Consider the following 20,112-nt stretch of genomic DNA (forward strand, 5'->3'; position numbering starts at 1 on the left):
GCCCGAAAAATAGTCGCGTCGCCCAAGGTAGCGACTTTCCTAAGATTGTCCCTCTTGCAAACCTCGGTGCGTTCGTCAAACTGACTCTATGAGTGAATATTTTGATGAGATGTTCACCGGCGAGGGGACGCTTCGGGGGCCCTACGAAGAAATCGGTCGGTGGTTCAATGCGGAAGATGCCTCGCGGCTGCGGGCGAAACAGCGCGAAGCGGAAGAGGTTTTCCGGCTTACGGGTATTACCTTTAACGTTTATGGCAAGGCCGAAGCCGAAGAACGATTAATTCCCTTCGACATCGTTCCACGCGTGATCTCGGGCCGGGAATGGCAGCGCCTGGAACGCGGCATCGAACAGCGGGTGCGGGCGATCAACGCCTTCCTCTATGACATCTATCATCGACAGGAAATCGTGCGGGCAGGGCGTGTTCCGGCCGAAATGATTGCGTCCAACGAGGCGTTTCTACCTCAGATGCTGGGCGTTGCCCCTCCGGGTCAGGTCTACACGCATATCGTTGGGATCGATTTGGTGCGTACCGGGCCTGACGAGTTCTTCGTGCTGGAAGACAATGCGCGCACGCCCTCCGGTGTCAGCTATATGCTGGAAAACCGGGAAACCATGCTCAAGATGTTCCCCGAACTGTTCAGCGCGACCAATGTGCGGAACGTCTCGGATTACCCGCGCAACCTGCGGCGGTCGCTTGCGGCTTGCGCACCGGCGTGCGCCGAAGGTGAACCAACCGTGGCGGTGTTGACGCCGGGCATATACAATTCGGCCTATTACGAACACGCGTTTCTTGCCGATCAGATGGCCGTTGAACTTGTTGAAGGTCATGACCTGCGCGTGGTGGATGGTCGCGTCTGTATGCGAACCACGCGGGGCTACAAACCGATTGACGTGCTCTATCGCCGGGTGGATGACGACTTCCTTGATCCGTTGAATTTTGATCCCAGCAGTGCGCTGGGTGTGCCCGGTATCATGGACGTCTATCGCGCCGGAGGCATTACGATAGCAAACGCGCCGGGGACGGGGATCGCCGATGACAAGGCTATCTATTCCTACATGCCTGAAATCGTGGAGTTCTATACCGGCGAAAAGCCATTGTTGCAGAACGTCCCGACCTGGCGCTGTAGCGATCCGGACTCTTTGGCTTACGTCTTGGACAACCTTTCTGACCTGGTGGTGAAAGAGGTGCACGGATCGGGCGGGTACGGGATGTTGATCGGACCCACCGCCAGCAAAAAGGAAATTGCGGCCTTCCGGGCCAAGCTGAAAGCGCGCCCGGGGAATTACATCGCACAGCCGACCTTGTCCCTGTCGACCGTTCCGATTTTCGCCCGTTCCGGGCTTGCCCCGCGCCACGTGGACTTGCGGCCCTTTGTGCTGGTGTCACCAGAAGGTGTAAAAATCACACCGGGTGGCCTGACGCGTGTGGCGCTGAAGAAAGGCTCTCTGGTTGTGAATTCCAGCCAAGGTGGCGGAACCAAAGACACCTGGGTTCTGGAGGACTAGGCCATGTTGGGAAAAACCGCAGGCGGATTGTTCTGGATGGCGCGATATCTGGAACGCGCAGAAAACTCCGCAAGGCTGTTGGAAACTGGTCAGCGTATGGCTTTGACCCGAACCCATAACTCGGTCGAGGAATGGGCTTCGGTGTTGAAGACCACGGGCGTGCTGGACGGATATCTGAGCAAATATGATGAGGTCACCAAAGACAACGCCATCGATTGGGTGTTGCGGGACATGGAAAACACCTCGTCAATCCGGTCGGTGATCAAACAGGCGCGCGACAATGCGCGACTTGTACGGACAGCGCTGACCCATGATGTCTGGAGCGCGGTAAACGCCACCTGGATGCGGGTCGATGCCACCATGAAACGCCGTGTCAGTGAACGCGATTTGCCTGGCGTGCTGGAAATGATCCGCCATCAGGCGGCTTTGGTGCGCGGCGCGAACCTGGGCACCATGCTGCGCAATGACATGTTCGACTTCACGCGCATCGGCACCTTTGTCGAACGCGCGGACAATACGGGCCGGATCTTGGACGTAAAGTACTATGTCCTGCTGCCCACCGCGTTTTCGGTTGGCTCATCGTTGGACAATATCCAATGGGAGAGCATTCTGCGCTCGGTGGGCGCGGGTGGCGGTTACCGCATTACCCATGGACAAAAGACAACGCCCTCCGATATCGCGCAGTTTCTGATCCTCGATCAGCGTATGCCGCGAAGCCTGCATTTCTGTTGCCGCAAGATTCAGGAAAACCTGGCCTATCTGAAAAAGGACTATGGTTTCGCCGGGTCTTCTTGCGAAGCCTCGAACACGTTATTCGATACGTATCTCGACAGAAGCATCGCGAATATTTTTGAGGCTGGCCTGCATGAATATATCGAGGACTTTCTGAGGGATCTCAATCAGTTAAGTCGGCAGATCGAAATTGACTATCGGTTCTATGAGTAAGCCATGAAACTACGGATCAAACATGAAACCCGATATGATTTTGACGCGCCGGTGCCGTTTGGGCTGCAGCAGCTGAGAAAGACGCCGAAATCCTTTCGCAATCAGCAGATCATCAACTGGACCACCGAGATCGAAGGTGGTCGAAAAGAGCTGAGCTTTGAAGACTATCACCGCAACACGGTTGAATTGATCAGCTTTGAACCCAACACGCAGACTGTTGTGTTGATCTCGGAAGGCGTGGTCGAGGTCGAGGATACTCATGGTGTTCTGGGACGTCACGAAGGATCAACGCCCCTATGGCTGTTTCAACGCGGCACCACACAGACCAAGCCGGGTCGGGGCTGTATGGAACTAGTCCGCTCGCTGCCCAAGCTCGAACCCTTGGAGCAGATGCACGCGCTTTCCGAGGCAATCCGGCAGGCGGTGACCTACAAGATCGGCAGTTCGAGCCCGGACTGGAGCGCCGAGGACGCCATCGAAGCTGGGTGCGGCGTCTGCCAGGACCATACCCACATCTTCATCACCTGTGCCCGTCATATGGGGCTGCCCGCACGCTATGTTTCGGGCTATCTGATGATGAACGAGACCGAGCTTCAGGATGCCACCCATGCCTGGGCCGAGGTTCATCTGGACGGGCTGGGCTGGGTCGGGTTCGACGTCTCGAACGGCATATCGCCCGACAATCGCTATGTGCGCGTTGCGACAGGGCTGGATTATACGCAGGCGGCCCCGGTAGTAGGCAGCAGGCTTGGGCATGCGGCCGAGCAACTGAGTGTTCAGTTGCAAGTTGCACAGCAGTGACGGAGACTTAGATGACCTACGCAGTAGGGATGCGTTTGAAGCGCGGATTGGTGTTCATGTCCGATACGCGCACGAATGCGGGGGTCGACAACGTCTCTACCTTCAACAAAATGTTCAATTGGACGGTCGAGGGTGAACGGGCGATCACCATTTTGACCGCAGGCAATCTGGCGACAACGCAAGCAACCATCAGCCTGCTGGAAGAACGCACCAAAGCCCCGGCAGATCGGTCCCCTTCGATCCTTGAAGCGCCAACGATGTTCCAGGTGGCGCAAATTGTCGCCGAAACACTGAACGACGTCATCGAACAACACGGGCGGTCGGGCCAAGAGGCTGACAGCGCCTTCCATGCCACCCTTATTCTGGGTGGTCAGATCAAAGGCGGGGAATCGCGCCTTTTCTTGATCTATCCCGAAGGAAACTTCATCGAAGCAGGCGACGATACACCGTTCTTTCAGATCGGCGAGACCAAATATGGCCGCCCCATATTGGTGCGCGCCTACGACCCTAATATGAGCTTTCCCGAAACGGTGAAACTGTTGCTGGTCAGTTTTGATTCGACGATCAAAGCTAATCTGTCGGTTGGTGCCCCGCTGGACTTGCTGCTTTACACCGAAGACAGTTTTGAAGCTGGTGAGAAATCCCGGTTCGAGGCCGACGACCCCTATTTCCGAACAATCTCGGACGGGTGGGGAGACGCTTTGAAATCGGCCCTATCCAAGTTGCCCGAATATGAAACTTGAATTTCACCACATAAACTTTGTGGCCGATGATGTGGACCGCTTGCACGACTTCTATACGAATGTGTTGGGTCTTGATGACATCCCACAGCAGAATTTCCCCCGATCCGAGGCCAATGAAGATAAGGGCTATGACGGCAACATCCAGTTTGCCACCGATGGCCATATGCAGATGCACCTAGCCGAGCGCGATTTTGGTGTAGCCTTCAAGAACGGACACGTCATCAACCCCGTTGAACGCGGCCACATCGCCTTTCGCACCGATGATCTAAAAGGGTTCCTCAAGATGCTTGACGAAAAGGGCATCCCCTATTCCGACTACGGCACGACGTTTTCCAAGGAATGGCATCAGGTGTTCTTTCAAGACCCCGAAGGCAACATCATTGAGGTTCACCAACAGGTCTCGACAATGATGTGATGCGGGCTCTGCTTGTCGGTTTTCGACGCTGTTTTCGGTGCCACTAGGGTCAGATAAGATCATTCTGGCAAGCCAGCCAGACGCAAACCGTCTATGAGATGTTCCAGGTCACTCTTGTTTTTGTAAGGAAGCCGTTCAGAGATTTTCGTAAGTGAGTCTTCTGGTCTCAGTCTAAGATACTCTTGCGAATGCACACGAGCTGCGTCCAAGTCGTCTAGCTTCGCGTAGGTGGCTGATAATAGCTGGTGCAACCCGTCATGATCCGGATATTTTCCCAGTCCCTCTTCAAGCGCCGCGATAGCAGCGTCGTAACTCTTGGTGAGGTATAGTGCCGTTCCCAACACTTCGTAATAGAAACCCATGGCAAATACCGGGTTATATCGCAAAGCGAGTTGCGCCTCTTTAACGGCCTCTTCGCTCGCACCGGCCGCTATGAGATAGTAACCCAACGCAAAATGAGCGTCGGCGTTGCTGGGTTCCAATTCGACAGCTTTTCGCCCTTCTGCGACCGCAAGCGAGTGCCGTTTTGTCCAGCAATAAACATCCCCAAGAACCATGTGAGCCTTGCCCAGGCTGACGTCTAACTGCACAGCACGTTTTGCATGCTTCAAAGCCAGATCAAGCGAGGCCTCGGGATCAGACCCCCACCGTTGGTTGGCGTCGTGCACCAAGGCCCATGCGAGCCCTGCATGTGCTGGTGCGTATTCGGGATCCAGTTCGATGGCGCGGGAATAGTGTTCCATCGCTTTGGCGTTGTCGATCTTGGTGCTGCGCGCATGAAAAGCATTGCCTTGCAACACATAGTCGTAAGCCTTCAAGCTTTTGACCACTTTTCGGAACGCACGATCTTGCTCTGCCTGAGTAAGAGTGACGGCCAAAGTGGCAACAATGCTTTCGGCGATACGATCTTGAAACTCAAAGACTTCCGCCAAATCGCCGTCAAAACGGTCAGCCCAAAGTTGGATTGAATTGTCTGTATCGATCAGACTGGCGTTCACACGCACGCGACCGCTTCCCCTGCGAACAGTTCCTTGAAGAATGTAGCGAACGCCCAGTTCAACCGCTGCTTCCCCAACGGATTGGGATCGGTTTTTGTATTCTCGGGTCGCGTTACGGGCCACAACAAAGAGACCTGAAATTTTGGACAAGTCGGTAGCGATGTCATCCGCAACACCCTGGGAAAAGTATTCGTCATCCGGGTCACTCGACAGGTTTTCAAACGGTAAGATCGCGATAGATGGCTTATCCTGCTTTGCCTGTACCGCTCCTTTTTCAGGCCAGCGAAAAACCCGGATTGGACGCTCCAGCCCCTTTATGTCGTGCTCACCGGCATCGACGAAACTCGCTTCGACCCTGTTTCCCACACTTTCGTGCACCAGCGACGAAATGCAAATTCCGTCGGGCTCGGCCAAAGCTTCGAGACGGGCAGCTACGTTCACGCCGTCACCAAAAATGTCATCATCATCGATTATGATGTCACCAAGATTGACGCCGATCCGAAGTCGGATCTTACCATTCACCTCGATGTTTCGCCGTTGTATCTTGAGCGCCGCCTCGACGGCATCAACCACACTGGAAAACTCCAAGAGCGCTCCGTCGCCCATTTTCTTTACGATCCGTCCCCTTCGCTCAGCGACGATCGGATCAAAAATTTCAGCCCAAAACTGCTGCAACGCTGCCAGAGTGCGGGTCTCATCCTCTCGCATCAGACGCGAATATTCGACCACGTCTGCCATTAGTATCGCTGCTAGCCGTCGCGCCATTTCTGCTCCTATACACAGTTGAAGCTAACGAAACGCTTGTCGGAAATCCATTGGCGAAACAATTGCGAGGAAACATCTGACGAGGAAACTCGAGCAATCTCTTCAGCGCGCAAAGGCCATTGGGCGCGATGTTTCTTTGAAACGTTTTGGGCAGGCTCGCACTCATCAATACATGTTGAAGGTGGGCCAGCTTGCGCAAGGCAGTGTCAAACAGATGATAGATGTCCAAACAAAAAAGGCCCGCCGATCACAGCGGGCCTGATCTCGTTTGATGATCGGCTTACTGAGGAATTTCGCCCTCAAGGCCTTCTACATAGAAGTTCATACCGGCCAGGGTGCCGTCATCCGCCACTTCGCCCTCGGCCAGCCAAACGCTTCCGTCCTGTTTGTTGATCGGTCCGGTAAAGGGATGGTATTCGCCCGCGGCCATGGCCGCTTTCATGGCCAGCGCCTCTTCTTTGACATCCGCAGGTACGCGGTCCGAGATCTCGCCGATTTCAACCATGCCTTCGCGGATACCGTCCCAGGTGTTCACCGTCTCCCACGAGCCGTCCATGACGGCCTGGGTGCGGGCGATGTAGTAGGGTGCCCAGTTGTCGATGATCGAGGAGACGCGCGGGAAGGGTGCGTACTCGCTCATGTCCGAGGCTTGGCCAAAGGTCACAACATTGCCCGCCTCTTGCGCGGCAGCTTGCGGCGCGGTCGAGTCGGTATGTTGCAGGATAACGTCCGCGCCCTGTTCGATCAGAACGGTGGCCGCATCCGCCTCTTTTGCCGGATCAAACCAAGTATAGGCCCAGACGATCTTGAACTCGACATCCGGGTTGACGGCCTTGGCGTGCAGATAGGCCGAGTTGATGCCACGGATCACTTCGGGGATCGGGTAAGAGCCGATATAGCCGATGATGTTGGACTCGGTCATCTTGCCCGCGATATGCCCCTGAACGGCGCGACCCTCATAGAAACGGGCGGAATAGACCGAAACGTTGTCGGCGGTCTTGTATCCGGTTGCGTGTTCGAATTTCACATTCGGGAACTTCTTGGCGACATTGATTGTCGGGTCCATATAACCGAACGACGTGGTAAAGATCAGATCCGCGCCGTCGAGCGCCATTTGGGTCATCACGCGTTCAGCGTCGGGCCCCTCGGGCACCGATTCAACAAACACGGTTTCGACTTTGTCGCCGAAATGCTCTTCAACGGCCAGACGGCCCTTGTCATGTTCATAGGTCCAGCCGCCGTCGCCCACGGGGCCGACATAGACAAAGCCGACCTTTGTTTTGTCTTCGGCCATGGCGCTTGTCGCCAGACCAAGCGCCATGGCGGCGCTTGCCAATAGAGTGGTGAATTTCATGTGTTACTCCCCAAGTTGGTTCATTTGGCCCCTAGTGTGAGGCATGGAAGGTTCGGCCCAGTGAGGCAGGTGCGCTGCTCTTGTCAGCCGAAAGGATCACAAGCACAAGGATCGTGATGATATAGGGCGACATTGCCAGATACTCGACGGGAATGGCAACGCCTGCCGCCTGCAGATTCAGTTGCAATACCGTGATGCCGCCAAACAAATAGGCACCCAGCAGGGCTCGCCATGGCTTCCAACTGGCAAACACGACCAGGGCCAGCGCAATCCAGCCCACACCGGCGGTCATGCCTTCGGTCCACTGTGGCACACGGATCAGGCTGATATAGGCCCCACCCAGCCCCGCGCAGGCCCCGCCGAACAGGATCGCCATGATGCGGATCTTGATGACTTTGTAGCCCAACGCATGCGCCGCATCGTGGTTTTCGCCCACAGCGCGCAGGATCAGCCCGACACGCGTGTATTTCAGCGTGGCCCAGACGGCGGCCGTCAGCGCGATGCCCAGATACAAGATCGGGTCGTGCTGAAACAGGATGGGGCCGATCACCGGGATATCACTGATCACCGGAATATGGATATCGGCCATATCGGGCGGTTTGATGCCCACATAGCCTTGCCCCATCAGCGCACTGAACCCCAGCCCGAACAGTGTCAGCGCCAGACCGCTCGCCACCTGATTGGCCAGCGCCACTTGCGTCAGCAGCACAAACAACAGCGACAGCACCGCACCACCAATTGCTGCGGCAATGAAGCCCAGCCAGGGTGAGCCGGTCTCGACCGAAATCGCAAAGCCGCTGATCGCACCCACGATCATCATCCCCTCGACACCCAGGTTCAGAACGCCGGCTTTTTCGACGACCAACTCTCCGATGGCAGCCAACAGCAGCGGTGTTGCCGCCACCATCAGCGAGGCGATTAGGAGGACGGGATTGATTTCACCAAGATCCATATCATGCCACCTCGCTACGGGCCGCACGGATGCGGTAATTGGTCAAAAGGTCGAAGGCCAGCAGGAAGAACAACAACATCCCCTGAAACACCTGAATGGCGGCGGCGGGCAGGCCCAGCTGAGATTGCGCGATTTCGCCGCCGATATAGGTCAACGCCATCAGGCCACCCGCCAACAGGATGCCCACCGGATGCAAGCGGCCCAGGAAAGCCACGATAATGGCCGTGAAGCCATAGCCGACGTTAAAATCGATGCTGACCACGCCGGATGGCCCCGAAACCTCGAACATCCCCGCCAGCCCGGCCAAAGCACCCGACAGGCCCAGACAGAAGAGGACCAGCCGCGCCGGATTTACACCCGCAAACCTTGCCGCCCTCGGGGCTTCGCCGGTCAAGCGGATGTGAAAGCCCAGCATGTGCCGGTTCAGCAGCACATAGGCAAAGATCACCGCGATCAGGGCGGTCACCACACCCCAATGCATCCCCGATCCCGCGATCAGCTCGGCATTATAGGCACTTTCATATTGCTGCAGGTTGCGCGAGCCGGGAAAGCCAAACCCTTCGGGGTTCTTCAGCAAGCCCAGCGAAACCGAGGCCAGCATCTGCTCGGCCACATAGACCAGCATCAGCGAGACAAGGATTTCATTGGTGCCAAACCGAACCTTCAAAACCGCTGGAATTGTCGCCCAAATCCAGCCGCCGAGCGCACCGGCCATGACCATGATCGGAAAGATGAACCACGCCTCAAGCGGATAAAAGGCCAGACCCGCCGCCGCGCCGAAAATCGCGCCCATGATATACTGGCCCTCGGCCCCGATATTCCAGATGCCAGCCCGAAACCCAAGTGACAGGCCAATTGCGATCAGTACCAAAGGCGCGCCTTTTACAAGCAATTGCGGGCGGTAATAGAAGGCGAACTCGCCAAACAGAGGCTCCCAGAAGATTGTACCAATCGCTTCAACCGGGTTCTTGCCCAGTAGGGCGAACAAAACGCCGCCGAACACCATCGTGGCAATGACCGCCACCAGCGGGGTCGCATAAGACCACATCTTGGATGGTTGTGGCCGTTTCTCCAACACAATCACCAGCTTACCCCCGCCACAGCTTCTTCTCGTTCCAAATACGGCCGCCGGAGGCGGTACAACGCGTCACACATGCGCCACCTCCATGCCATGGGCTCCGCCCATCATCAGGCCGATCTCATCCACAGTCAGCACCGCTGTCAGGCGCGGCGCGCTCAGCCGTCCTTCGTTGAGCGCTGCAAAACTGTCCGAGATTTCCATCAGTTCATCGAGATCCTGAGAAATGCAGATCACCGCTGTCCCCTCGGCCGCCAAGTCCAGTAGGGCCTGCCGGATCGCCGCAGCCGCCGCCGCATCCACACCCCAGGTAGGCTGGTTGACGACCAGCACATCGGGGTTTTGCAATACCTCGCGACCAATGACGAATTTCTGCAGGTTGCCACCTGAAAGCGACCGTGCCGCGTTTTCCGGCCCCGGAGTGCGCACGTCAAAGGCCTTGATGATCTTTTCCGCAAAGCGCGTGGTGTCGGACCATTTCAGAAACCCGCTGCTCACAAGGCCTTCGCGTACCGAGCCGGTGAGCAAGGCGTTTTCAGTCAGGCTCATATCCGGCGCCGCCGCATGGCCCAAACGCTCTTCTGGCGCGGTCAGAACCCCCAGTTTGCGACGCGCGGTGGGCCCCAGCTTGCCAATAGGTTGACCGTTGAACTTGATCGCGTCTGCCGAGGTCAGGATTTCCCCCGACAGCACACCCAGCAATTCATCCTGTCCGTTCCCGGCCACACCTCCGATGCCCAGAACCTCGCCTTTGCGCACCGTCATGTGAATATTCTTCAGCGCGGTTCCAAATTCCGAAGGAGAGGGCACTGACAGGCCGCTGACATCCAAAGCAACCTCACCAAACTCACGGCCCGACCGTTCGGGCGTTTGCAGAGTTGCGCCGACCATCATTTCGGCCATATCCCGGGCCGAGGTCTCGGATGGCACGCATTCACCCACATTCTTGCCCAACCGCAGGATCGTGGCGTGATCGCACAGCGTGCGGATTTCCTCCAGCTTGTGCGAGATATAGAGGATCGAAGTGCCTTCGGAGCGCAGTTTGTTCAGCGTCTCAAACAGAATTTCGACCTCTTGCGGCGTCAAGACGCTGGTGGGTTCATCCATGATCAGCAGCTTGGGGTCTTGGAGCAGGCAGCGGATGATCTCGACCCGTTGCCGCTCCCCCGCCGACAGGTCGCCCACGGTGCGAAACGGGTCCAGCGGCAGGCCATAGGTTTCCGACACCTCGCGGATGCGTGCGGACAGATCACCCATCGGTGGTGGATTTTCCATGCCCAGCGCGATGTTCTCGGCCACGTTTAGCGCGTCGAACAGCGAGAAATGTTGAAAAACCATAGCAATCCCGTCAGCCCGCGCTGCGCGCGGTTCTGGTGGAGCAAAGACCTGACCGCGCAGTTTCATCGTGCCGCTGTCTGGCTTCACCAACCCATAGATCATCTTGACCAGCGTGGATTTGCCTGCGCCGTTTTCGCCCAGCAGCGCATGCACCTCGCCTTCGCCGATGTCGAAGGACACCTTATCATTGGCCACTACGCCGGGGTAGGCTTTGGTCAGCCCTTGTAGGCTTAGAAGTGGAGTGGTCACGCGCTCAGGTCCTTCTTCAACTCGTTTTGTCGAGCCGCGCGCAAAAGCTGCGCGGCAACGCCTACGGCGATCATCTGCGGGTGTTTGCCCAAGCCGGGGTCGCCGATGGGGCAGGTGATCCGGCTGATCCGTTCAGGTACGTGGCCCAAAGCCGCCAGCCGCGACCGGAATCGCGCCCATTTCGTAGCCGAGCCAATCAGCCCCGCAAAGCGGAAATCGTGCAAAAGCAGCCTGTTGCACAGTTCCAGGTCCAGATTATGTGAATAAGTCAGCACAAGATGCTCTGCATCTTTCGGCGCATGACGTACCAACTCGGCCGGATTGGCGGCGGGAATGTGGGTCACTGCGTGAGGGATAGTCTGGGGAAATCGCTCGGGCGCGGTATCGACCCAGGTGATCGCTAGGTCGGGCAGTGGATTCAGGACATCCACCAAGGCACGCCCCACATGGCCCGCCCCCCAAATCCAAAGCTTGCGGTTTGGTTTGTGCACAGGTTCAACCATCCAACCGTCAACCAATTGGGATTCAGGCAGGATGCCCTGACCCCGGGCCTTGGCCAGCAGACGTTTGACCGAAAGGGGCATGTCACCGCCCGACGGTGACCGTGCAATCACCGAGTCATCCAGAGCTTCAACACTCTTTTGGTCATAGACCTCGGTCAGCAGTGAAACTGCCCCGCCGCAGCATTGCCCCAGCTCGGGGCCAAGCGCGTGATGTGTCAGGCGGGATTGGGTTGTCTGTCCTCGTGCGACCTCTGCGGCCTGATGTTCCAGCGTGCCACCGCCAATCGTGCCAGACTGCCCGCCCGACCAGACCAGCATCGCCGCACCCACTTCGCGGGGGGACGAGCACTTGATCGCAGCGATGACCACGCGTGCCACGCGCCCGTGGGTGTTGACGGCATTGCGCAATGCGTCGAGGTCAAACCCCATCGGATCCCTCCTTCACGCGCTGGATGCTGTGCCAGATTTCCTCTGCCGTCGCGGGGGCATTCATCGCGGGATACCTATCGCCACAGGCCGCAACTGCGTTCGACAAGGCCAACCAGGCCGAGATGCCCAGCATGAACGGGGGCTCTCCCACAGCTTTGGAGCGATAGATTGTCTCTTCGCGGTTCTCACCATCACACAGCGCCACGTTGAAGATGTCCGGTCGGTCAGAGCAGGCGGGGATCTTGTAGGTTGAGGGCGCATGCGTACGCAGATTGCCTTTGCCGTCCCAGACCAGTTCCTCGGTCGTCAACCAACCTGCGCCCTGCACATAGCCACCTTCAACCTGCCCGATATCCAAGGCGGGGTTCAGCGACGCCCCGGCATCGTGCAGAATATCGGTGCGCAGGATGCGGTTTTCACCGGTCAGTGTATCCACCGCAACCTCGGTGACACAAGCGCCATGGGCGAAGTAGAAAAACGGACGCCCCCGACCTGCAATCCGGTCCCATTCGATCTTTGGGGTCTTGTAGAACCCCGTGGCCGACAGGCTGATCCGGCCCTGATAGGCGAGCGCCGCAGCTTCGGCGAACGTATAACGTTCTGCGCCCACCGAAACATGCCCGTCGGCGAAGGTCACCGCGCTGGGGTTCGCCTGATGCCGCTCGGCCAGATACTCGGCCATCCGGTCACGAATGGTGTCGCAGGCGGCTTTGACCGCCATCCCGTTCAGGTCGCTGCCCGAGGACGCCGCAGTGGCCGAGGTGTTGGGTACTTTGGCCGTATCGGTGGCGGTGATCTTCACCATCTCCAGCGGGATACCAAAGCGTGACGCGGCCACTTGCGCCACTTTCTGAAACAGGCCCTGACCCATTTCGGTGCCGCCGTGGTTCAGATGGACTGACCCGTCCTGATACACATGCACCAGCGCCCCCGCCTGATTGAGGTGGGTCAGTGTAAAGGAAATCCCGAACTTGACCGGAGAGAAGGCGATGCCCTTTTTGATCACGCTGTTCCGGGCATTCCATTCCGCTATGGCGCCCTTGCGCGAGGCGTAGTCGCTGGATTTCAGCAGAGCCTCGGTCATCCCGTGCAGTTCGAAATCGCTAACCTCCATCCCGTAGGGTGTGGTGTTGCCTCCTACGGGCAGAGGGCGAACCGGTGCGTCACCGGTTTCTACCGCGCCGCGACTGGTCAGGTCCTCATGCGGGTCGAGGTGACCCAAAGGCTTCTCGGACGGAGCGACCTCGGCTACCGCATGCGCCGGCTCATAGTAATTCCGGCGGCGCAGCTCCACCGGGTCAAGGCCCAGCACATGCGCGGCGTGGTCCATCACCCGTTCTATGCCGACCATCCCCTGCGGGCCACCAAAGCCGCGATAGGCGGTGGCAGATTGGGTATTGGTCTTTAGCCGATGGCTTTCAATCCGGGCATTGGGCAACAGATATGCGTTGTCGGAATGCAGCATCGCGCGGTCGGCCACCGGCAGCGACAGGTCCTGTGCCCAGCCGCAGATGGCGTAATGATGGAACGAGACGCCTTGAATATGGCCGTGCTCATCAAACCCGGCTTTGTATGCGATCCGAAACGCGTGTCGCTTGCCGGTGATGACCATATCATCGTCGCGGTCATAGCGCATTTTGCAGGCTTTGCCTGTTGCCCGTGCCGCTATGGCGCAGGCGACGGCCAGCGCGTTGCCCTGGCTTTCCTTGCCACCAAAACCACCGCCCATGCGGCGGGTTTCGACCCGGACCGCGTGCATCGGCACACCAAGCGCGTCGGCTACCTTGTGCTGAATCTCGGTCGGGTGCTGGGTTGAACTGTGCACCAGCATGTCCCCGCCCTCATTGGGCAGGGCCAAAGCGGCCTGACCTTCGAGGTAGAAATGCTCCTGCCCGCCAATTTCAAACGTGTCTTCAATCACATAAGCCGCGCCTGCAATGGCTGCGTCGGCGTCACCCTTGGCATAAATTCGTGGGCCATCTTCGAACCGGCTGTCAGCGGCCAGTGCCTCTTCGACCGTCAGGATCGGCGTTTCTGCGGCATAATCGATCTTGCCCAGTCGTGCTGCCTTGCGAGCGGCGAGATGACTGGTGGCGACAACCAGAAACACCGGCTGGCCGATATAATGAACGGTTCCGTCAGACAGCAGAGGTTCATCGTGGATCGAGGGAGACACATCATTGGCAAAGGGCAGATCTTTGGCGGTCATCACCGCCACGACGCCTGTGGCGTTTTGCACTTCGGTCAGGTCCATCCCAGTGATCTTGCCCTTGGCAATCGAGCTGAGACCAAAGGCCAGATGGAGCGTGTCTTTGGGCGTGGGAATATCGTCCACATAACGCGCCGCGCCCGAGACATGCAGCGGTGCTGCGTCATGCGGCAGAGGTTTGGTCACGCTCATGCGGACACCTCCAGCACATTTGTGATCTCGCCCTGATCTTCGCGGTAATAGCGTTCCAGCATCGCTTTGGCGGTTTGCAGGCGGTAAGTGGCCGAGGCGCGCATATCCGTGAGAGGGGAAAAATCGTCGGCGAAACAGGGCAGCGCGGCGTGGATCGTGTTGAGTGTCCAGGGATTGTCGATCAAGGCGGCTTCGACATGGGTGGCGCGTTTCGGAATGCCCGCCATACCGCCAAAAGCGATACGTGCCTGCGTAACCGTGCCATCCGTTACGGTGATATTGAAACAGCCGCAGACAGCCGAAATATCCTGATCGAACCGCTTGCTGAGCTTATAGGCTTTCAGCCGGTCCGGTTGGCGCGGTACAGTGATGGCCTCGACAAATTCACCAGGAGCGCGATCCTGTTTGCCATAGTCGATGAAGAAGTTCTCAAGCGGGATCGACCGCCGCGCATCGCCCTTACGCAGATGCAGGGTTGCCCCAAGCGCAATGAGGGCGGGCGGGTTGTCTCCGATAGGGGAGCCATTGGCGATATTGCCACCCAATGTGGCTGCGTGACGTATTTGAACACTGGCGTAGCGGCGGATCATTTCCGCATAAGACGGGTGCAGGTCGGCCAGAGCGTCACCCAGCCGGTTCATATCGACCATGGCGCCAATGCGGATTTCTTCTTCGGTGAGGGTGATCTGTTTCAGGTCATCGCAGCGGTTGAGAAAGATGACCGGGCCCAGATCGCGCAACTGTTTGGTCACCCAAAGGCCCACATCGGTTGCCCCAGCGATCAGTGTTGCGTCGGGGTGTTGCACGTAGAGCTCTGCCAATTCATTGCTGTTTTCGGGCAGGTGGGAGGGGGGCTCTGCCCCCCGGCTTTCAGCCTCCCCCCGAGGTATTTGAGAACAGAAGAAGGATTGGTCGGATGTGATCCAGTCGGGAACATCCCGGGTTTCGGCTGCTTTGGCGGCGCGGATGATCGGGGCATAACCGGTGCAGCGGCAAAGGTTGCCCGCAAGTTGGGTGTCATGGTCGGTCGCGCCATTCGTGTGGCTGGCAACCATCGACATGATAAAGCCGGGCGTACAGAACCCGCATTGTGAGCCATGCAAATCGACCATGGCCTGTTGCACCGGGTGGGGTTCTTTATCTGGTCCGCTGGCACCTTCGACAGTGCGGATCGCCTTGCCGTGCAGTTGCGGCAGGAACAGGATGCAGGCATTCAGTGCCTTGGCGCTGTCCGCTTCCGTCACCATAACGGTGCAGGCCCCGCAATCGCCCTCGTTGCAGCCTTCTTTGGTGCCGGTCAGCCCGCGCTCTTCGCGCAGCCAATCCAACAGCGTTGTCGTCGGATTGACATTCGTCAGCTCCACTGTCTCTCCGTTCAGAAGAAACGTGATGTTCATTCGAGAAACCCGTCGCCTTACCCGGTTGCGCCCCTGTGGCCCTCCTTCGATGCGACGTAGAAAGAGTGGCGGGCGGTAGCTTGCCGTCAGATGTTAGAAACAGCGCGGCGGATCTGGCAAGAAAAACTGCCTGTTTTGTGCACAATTGTATGCGCCACTCAACGATGGTTGCGCCGACGCAAGGTGTAAGGCTCTGGAAAGAAATAGATTTATGAGTGGTTCGCCAGAAGATCCCGAAGCACCTTCAGGAAATCCCGAATAATCAGCGATGAATTGATAGGCAGTTTTTCTTACAGGTTCCTTCTTTTGCCCGGGCACGGGCTGGGTTAGCGTTGCGCTATGAGCAGTTCCCCTCGATTCATTCACCTACGTGTTCACACCGAATATTCGCTGCTGGAAGGCGCTGTGCGGCTGAAAAAGCTGCCTGCCTTGTGCGCGCAGATGGAGATGCCCGCCGTTGCGGTGACGGATACCAACTCGATGTTTTCGGCACTGGAGTTTTCGGTGTCGGCCAGTGGCGCAGGTATTCAGCCCATTATGGGGTGTCAGGTCGATCTGACCTATGTTCAGGCGCAGCCGGGTGAAAAGCCGAAAACACCTGCACCGTTGGTGCTGCTGGCGCAGTCCGAGACCGGATATGAGAACCTGATGAAGCTCAGCTCGTGCCTCTATGTGGACAAGGGTGGGCAGTTGCCGCAGGTCACGCTGGAGGAATTGGCCGAGCGGTCAGCAGGCTTGATCTGCCTGACCGGAGGGCCGGACGGGCCGGTTGGCATGCTCCTGCAGCAAGGTCAGTGCCCTGCGGCCGAGGCTCTGGTGGACCGGTTGGCGGGGATGTTCCCGGATCGTCTTTACATCGAGTTGCAGCGCCATCCGGGTGAGGATGGACAGCCCGAGGCCGAAAAGCGGACCGAGCGGGGTCACGTTGAAATGGCCTATGCCAAGGATCTGCCGCTGGTTGCCACCAATGATGTGTATTTCCCGACCTCGGACATGTATGAGGCGCATGATGCGCTGATCTGCATAGCCGAAGGCGCTTATGTCGATCAGCAAGAAGATCGCCGCCGCCTGACGGCGCAGCATTATTTCAAGTCGCAACAGGAAATGGCCACCCTGTTTGCTGATCTGCCCGAGGCGATTGAAAACACAGTTGAGATTGCCAGGCGCTGTGCTTTCATGGCCTATCGCCGCGATCCGATCCTGCCGAAATTTGCCGACGACGAGGTGGCCGAACTGCGCCGCATCGCCAATGAGGGCTTGCAGAAGCGTCTGGCCGTAATCCCCCATGCGGTGACGCCTGAGGAATACCAGGAGCGGCTGGATTTTGAGCTGGGCATCATCGAAGGCATGGGTTTTCCCGGCTATTTCCTTATCGTTGCCGACTTTATCCAATGGGCCAAGGATCACGACATCCCGGTTGGTCCGGGGCGCGGCTCGGGTGCGGGGTCGCTGGTGGCTTATGCGCTGACGATCACCGACCTTGACCCGTTGCGCTATTCGCTGCTGTTCGAACGGTTTTTGAATCCCGAACGGGTATCGATGCCCGACTTCGATATCGACTTCTGTATGGACCGCCGGGAAGAGGTGATCCGCTATGTGCAGAAGAAATACGGGCGTGACAAGGTGGGGCAGATCATCACCTTCGGCGCGTTGCTGTCCAAGGCTGCGGTACGCGATATCGGGCGGGTTTTGCAGATGCCTTACGGGCAGGTGGACCGTCTGTCCAAGATGATCCCGGTTGAGGGGGTCAAGCCTGTCAGCATCGAAAAAGCATTGAAGGATGAACCGCGCCTGCGGGAAGAGGCGCGCAGCGAAGAGGTTGTCGAGCGGCTGCTGAACTACGGCCAACAGGTCGAAGGTCTGTTGCGAAACGCGTCAACTCACGCGGCGGGGGTGGTGATCGGGGATCGACCCTTGGACGCGTTGGTGCCGATCTATCAGGACCCACGCTCGGATATGCCCGCGACCCAGTTCAATATGAAATGGGTTGAACAAGCGGGGCTGGTGAAGTTCGACTTTCTGGGTTTGAAAACACTGACCGTGATCCAGAACGCGATGGATCTGATTTTCAAGTCAGGCCGACCGCTTCATATCGCCGCCGATGGGACTGAGCTTTATGAGCCTGCCGAAGGGGCCGAGAACCAGATCAACGCGATCCCGCTGGATGATGAGGCAACCTATAAGCTCTATTCCGCAGCCAAGACGGTGGCCGTGTTCCAGGTGGAATCCAGTGGCATGATGGATGCGCTCAAGCGGATGAAGCCGGACTGTATCGAGGATATTATTGCGCTTGTGGCGCTATACCGCCCGGGCCCGATGGAGAACATTCCAAAGTTCTGCGAGGTCAAGAACAAGCTGAGCGAACGGGACACGCTACATCCCTCCATCGATCATATTCTGGACGAAACCCAGGGCATCATCGTCTATCAGGAACAGGTGATGCAGATCGCGCAGGAAATGGCAGGCTATAGCCTGGGTGGGGCCGATCTGTTGCGGCGCGCGATGGGCAAGAAAATCCAGGAGGCGATGGATGCCGAGCGGCCCAAGTTCCTCAAGGGCGCGGCCGAGAATAATGTGGATGAGGCCAAGGCGACCGAGGTCTGGAACCTGTTGGATAAATTCGCCAACTATGGTTTCAACAAATCCCACGCGGCGGCCTATGCGGTGGTCAGCTATCAGACCGGCTGGCTAAAGGCGAACCATCCGGTGGAGTTCATGGCAGGTGTCATGAACTGCGATATCCATCTGACCGATAAGCTGGCGGTTTACTTTGAAGAGGTCCGCAAAGGGTTGGAACTGCCCTATGTGCCGCCCTGCGTGAACCGGTCTTTGGCGACCTTCGATGTGGCGGACGGCCATTTGGTTTATGCGCTGGGCGCGCTCAAGAATGTGGGTGTCGAGGCGATGAACCTTGTGGTCGAAGGGCGACGTTCTGGGCACGCTCAGGGCGACCAGAACGATAAACCCTTCGTCAACCTGTTCGATTTTGCCCGCCGGGTTGATTTGAAAAAGGTCGGCAAACGTCCGCTGGAAATGCTGGCGCGGGCGGGGGCCTTTGATGAGCTCGACAAGAACCGTCGCCGCGTGTTCGAAAGCCTTGATCCGCTGGTGCAATATTCGGCTGCGATCCACGAGCAGAAGAACTCGAACCAGGTGTCGTTGTTTGGCGAGGCAGGGGATGATCTGCCCGAGCCGCGCTTGTCCCCTTCACCGGATTGGCTGCCTGCTGAACGGTTAAGCGAAGAGTTCAAGGCTATCGGCTTTTACCTGTCGGGCCATCCGCTGGACGACTATATGCCCGCGCTGAAGCGCAAGCAGGTTCTCACGCTGGACGAGGTGACTGAAAAAGCGCGTTCGGGCCCGTTGATCGCCAAAATGGCCGGGGTTGTGGCTGGGCGGCAAGAACGGAAGTCGGCGCGGGGCAACCGTTTTGCCTTTGCGCAGCTCTCTGACCCGACCGGGGCTTATGAGGTGACCTTGTTCTCGGACACGCTAGAGAAATGCCGCGAGTTTCTGGAAACCGGCGCTCAAGTGGTGCTGACCGCTGAGGCCACGATGGAGGCTGACCAACTAAAGCTGCTGGGCCGATCCGTTGGCCCGGTGGATTCGGTCGTCGCCGAGGCCGGGGCCAGCGGGCTGCGCATTTTTGTTGACGAGGCGCAAGCATTGCCCACCGTGGCCAAGGTTCTGGAAGACGCGGCAACAGCTACCAAAGGCGCTGCGCGGGGGCCGATCCAACTGCTGCTACTCGATCCGGGCCTGCCCGGCGATGTTGAAATGGATCTGGGTCAGGATTTCCCAATCACCCCACAGATCAAGGGGGCCATCAAATCTCTGGAAGGCGTGATGATGGTTGAGGAGATATAATTCGGTCAAACAAGTCGCGGACACTCCGGTCGGAGGCGGAGGCCGTTAAAGTAGAGGCGGGGGCCGTAAAAGTATATGTGGCTTGCACGCCTTTCTGAGAAGGACCTGGCGCGTACGGTCAGTAATGCGGCGGGCGTTCGTCGCCGAAGACAACACCGCCCGATCCTTCTTGCGACCGTTCGGCCTCGCGTTGCAGCAACATCTCGACCCGGCGCGTCAGGCGGTCGATTTCGGATTGCTGGCCGGTTACGACCGCATTTAACTCGTCAACGGTGCGCGTCAGGTGGGCGATCTGCTCTTCCAGATGCTGCATGGCGGTCTCCTTTGCGGGGGTCATACCGCCCCAGCGGCACCAAGGCCAGCGAAAGCG

Annotated in this window: 15 protein-coding genes; 6 read left to right on the forward strand and 9 right to left on the reverse strand. The window is 58.0% G+C overall.

Annotated elements, in window-relative coordinates; all coding sequences use genetic code 11:
• The first annotated feature begins 88 nt into the window (after positions 1 to 88).
• The 5 genes from GOV38_RS18555 to GOV38_RS18575 are packed head-to-tail and all read left to right on the forward strand — an operon-like array spanning position 89 to position 4,411.
• Positions 89 to 1,507: a circularly permuted type 2 ATP-grasp protein gene (locus GOV38_RS18555; RefSeq protein WP_171102582.1), complete on the forward strand. Its 1,419-nt coding sequence runs from the start codon at positions 89 to 91 to the stop codon at positions 1,505 to 1,507.
• Between the two features lie 3 nt (positions 1,508 to 1,510).
• On the forward strand, positions 1,511 to 2,452 hold the full coding sequence (locus GOV38_RS18560) for an alpha-E domain-containing protein (RefSeq protein WP_171102580.1): 942 nt from the start codon (positions 1,511 to 1,513) through the stop codon (positions 2,450 to 2,452).
• Positions 2,453 to 2,455: 3 nt separating this feature from the next.
• Complete coding sequence (locus tag GOV38_RS18565; protein ID WP_171209331.1) at positions 2,456 to 3,253, forward strand: transglutaminase family protein; 798 nt, start codon at positions 2,456 to 2,458, stop codon at positions 3,251 to 3,253.
• An 11-nt stretch (positions 3,254 to 3,264) separates the two neighbouring features.
• Positions 3,265 to 3,996, forward strand: coding sequence for a proteasome-type protease (locus tag GOV38_RS18570; protein ID WP_171102576.1), 732 nt, complete (start codon positions 3,265 to 3,267; stop codon positions 3,994 to 3,996).
• On the forward strand, positions 3,986 to 4,411 hold the full coding sequence (locus GOV38_RS18575; RefSeq protein WP_171209330.1) for a VOC family protein: 426 nt from the start codon (positions 3,986 to 3,988) through the stop codon (positions 4,409 to 4,411). The genes GOV38_RS18570 and GOV38_RS18575 overlap by 11 nt, the downstream gene beginning before the upstream one ends.
• 59 nt (positions 4,412 to 4,470) lie before the next feature.
• Here the strand turns inward: GOV38_RS18575 and GOV38_RS18580 are convergent, their stop codons facing one another.
• The 8 genes from GOV38_RS18580 to xdhA all read right to left on the reverse strand — a co-directional run bounded on the left by GOV38_RS18580 (position 4,471) and on the right by xdhA (position 15,875).
• Positions 4,471 to 6,174, reverse strand: a complete 1,704-nt coding sequence (locus GOV38_RS18580; protein WP_171209329.1) for an adenylate/guanylate cyclase domain-containing protein — start codon at positions 6,172 to 6,174, stop codon at positions 4,471 to 4,473.
• Positions 6,175 to 6,454: 280 nt separating this feature from the next.
• Positions 6,455 to 7,528, reverse strand: a complete 1,074-nt coding sequence (locus GOV38_RS18585) for a BMP family ABC transporter substrate-binding protein (protein WP_171102570.1) — start codon at positions 7,526 to 7,528, stop codon at positions 6,455 to 6,457.
• A gap of 31 nt (positions 7,529 to 7,559) precedes the next feature.
• Positions 7,560 to 8,480 (reverse strand): ABC transporter permease, encoded by a 921-nt coding sequence (locus tag GOV38_RS18590; RefSeq protein ID WP_171102568.1) that lies wholly within the window; start codon positions 8,478 to 8,480, stop codon positions 7,560 to 7,562.
• Position 8,481: 1 nt separating this feature from the next.
• On the reverse strand, positions 8,482 to 9,564 hold the full coding sequence (locus GOV38_RS18595; RefSeq protein WP_171102566.1) for an ABC transporter permease: 1,083 nt from the start codon (positions 9,562 to 9,564) through the stop codon (positions 8,482 to 8,484).
• A 63-nt stretch (positions 9,565 to 9,627) separates the two neighbouring features.
• Positions 9,628 to 11,145 carry an ABC transporter ATP-binding protein gene (locus tag GOV38_RS18600; RefSeq protein WP_171209328.1) on the reverse strand — a complete coding sequence of 506 codons (1,518 nt, stop codon included), beginning with the start codon at positions 11,143 to 11,145 and terminating at the stop codon, positions 9,628 to 9,630.
• Positions 11,142 to 12,077 (reverse strand): xanthine dehydrogenase accessory protein XdhC, encoded by a 936-nt coding sequence (xdhC, locus tag GOV38_RS18605; protein ID WP_171213029.1) that lies wholly within the window; start codon positions 12,075 to 12,077, stop codon positions 11,142 to 11,144. Before xdhC ends, GOV38_RS18600 begins: the two co-directional genes overlap by 4 nt.
• Positions 12,067 to 14,478, reverse strand: a complete 2,412-nt coding sequence (gene xdhB / locus GOV38_RS18610; RefSeq protein WP_171209326.1) for a xanthine dehydrogenase molybdopterin binding subunit — start codon at positions 14,476 to 14,478, stop codon at positions 12,067 to 12,069. Before xdhB ends, xdhC begins: the two co-directional genes overlap by 11 nt.
• The gene (gene xdhA / locus GOV38_RS18615; RefSeq protein WP_171209325.1) at positions 14,475 to 15,875 is read right to left on the reverse strand and encodes a xanthine dehydrogenase small subunit; all 1,401 of its coding nucleotides are present in this window, start codon (positions 15,873 to 15,875) and stop codon (positions 14,475 to 14,477) included. The genes xdhB and xdhA overlap by 4 nt, the downstream gene beginning before the upstream one ends.
• 339 nt (positions 15,876 to 16,214) lie before the next feature.
• Between xdhA and dnaE the strand changes: the two genes are divergently transcribed.
• Positions 16,215 to 19,742, forward strand: coding sequence for a DNA polymerase III subunit alpha (dnaE, locus tag GOV38_RS18620; RefSeq protein ID WP_171209324.1), 3,528 nt, complete (start codon positions 16,215 to 16,217; stop codon positions 19,740 to 19,742).
• 118 nt (positions 19,743 to 19,860) lie between these two features.
• Here the strand turns inward: dnaE and GOV38_RS18625 are convergent, their stop codons facing one another.
• Complete coding sequence (locus GOV38_RS18625; RefSeq protein WP_171102554.1) at positions 19,861 to 20,055, reverse strand: SlyX family protein; 195 nt, start codon at positions 20,053 to 20,055, stop codon at positions 19,861 to 19,863.
• Between the last annotated feature and the right edge of the window lie 57 nt (positions 20,056 to 20,112).

This window comes from Ruegeria sp. HKCCA5839 (assembly GCF_013035585.1).
In the GTDB taxonomy this organism is placed as follows: Bacteria; Pseudomonadota; Alphaproteobacteria; order Rhodobacterales; family Rhodobacteraceae; genus Ruegeria.

Bases quoted from the DNA above. Each gene is read 5' to 3' on its own strand.
- GOV38_RS18555 (WP_171102582.1), top strand. From the start codon at position 89: ATGAGTGAATATTTTGATGAGATGTTCACCGGCGAGGGGACGCTTCGG.
- GOV38_RS18560 (WP_171102580.1), top strand. From the start codon at position 1,511: ATGTTGGGAAAAACCGCAGGCGGATTGTTCTGGATGGCGCGATATCTG.
- GOV38_RS18565 (WP_171209331.1), top strand. From the start codon at position 2,456: ATGAAACTACGGATCAAACATGAAACCCGATATGATTTTGACGCGCCG.
- GOV38_RS18570 (WP_171102576.1), top strand. From the start codon at position 3,265: ATGACCTACGCAGTAGGGATGCGTTTGAAGCGCGGATTGGTGTTCATG.
- GOV38_RS18575 (WP_171209330.1), top strand. From the start codon at position 3,986: ATGAAACTTGAATTTCACCACATAAACTTTGTGGCCGATGATGTGGAC.
- GOV38_RS18580 (WP_171209329.1), bottom strand. From the start codon at position 6,174: ATGGCGCGACGGCTAGCAGCGATACTAATGGCAGACGTGGTCGAATAT.
- GOV38_RS18585 (WP_171102570.1), bottom strand. From the start codon at position 7,528: ATGAAATTCACCACTCTATTGGCAAGCGCCGCCATGGCGCTTGGTCTG.
- GOV38_RS18590 (WP_171102568.1), bottom strand. From the start codon at position 8,480: ATGGATCTTGGTGAAATCAATCCCGTCCTCCTAATCGCCTCGCTGATG.
- xdhC (WP_171213029.1), bottom strand. From the start codon at position 12,077: ATGGGGTTTGACCTCGACGCATTGCGCAATGCCGTCAACACCCACGGG.
- xdhB (WP_171209326.1), bottom strand. From the start codon at position 14,478: ATGAGCGTGACCAAACCTCTGCCGCATGACGCAGCACCGCTGCATGTC.
- xdhA (WP_171209325.1), bottom strand. From the start codon at position 15,875: ATGAACATCACGTTTCTTCTGAACGGAGAGACAGTGGAGCTGACGAAT.
- dnaE (WP_171209324.1), top strand. From the start codon at position 16,215: ATGAGCAGTTCCCCTCGATTCATTCACCTACGTGTTCACACCGAATAT.
- GOV38_RS18625 (WP_171102554.1), bottom strand. From the start codon at position 20,055: ATGCAGCATCTGGAAGAGCAGATCGCCCACCTGACGCGCACCGTTGAC.